The sequence below is a fragment of the Peribacillus sp. P4_B1 genome (assembly GCF_056402395.1).
On sequence record NZ_JBFUHM010000174.1, the window covers coordinates 1 to 589 of the forward strand.

Annotated in this window: 1 protein-coding gene; it reads left to right on the forward strand. The window is 47.4% G+C overall.

Annotated features, from left to right (window positions below; genetic code table 11):
- Nucleotides 1–178: 178 nt before the first annotated feature.
- A partial coding sequence (locus AC1DVK_RS27135) for a hypothetical protein (RefSeq protein WP_477627848.1) occupies nt 179–589 on the forward strand: 411 nt, incomplete at its 3' end.

The window sequence follows — 589 nt, forward strand, 5'->3', positions numbered from 1 at the left end:
GCAAAGCAGACAGCAAAGGCGCTGGAATCCAGAATGCCGGGGACCCGGTCTTTATCTTTAGGTTCCACGATGTATATTCCGGACTCGTTATTACAACTATGTAGTTAGAGTCTCGTTGTCATAACACCACGATCTTTGTGATGTTAAGTAAACCCTCCCCTAATCGGAGGGTTTTTTAATGCCGAGAGCGCATCGGTCAGATGGTCAGCTAGAAAAATATCTGTTGCCAGTATGCTCTAGATGCCATCAAAGGAACATGCTCACCATGCGCTCAGATCATCCCGACCCCGAAGTTAGTGCAGCAGTCAATAACCTTTTGACCGCAACTAGCGACGCTCTCACGCTTCAAGAACTGCAAGCAATGCCCGCCCGAATTGGTACCCAGTTGATCGCGACCAACGGAAGCGAGTTTCTTTTTTCAATGCCGCCCGGCATGCGGGAAGATTTTCAAGAGTACCAATTATTTTTTATGGGCAGATTGTTCGAAGTGCGGCAAATGCTTGATTTTTCAAAGTATTCCTTGGTGAACTTCCCGAAAGAAATGGAAGATCGCCGTGAGCTAGTACAAGAGAAATTCGCCGCGCTGATC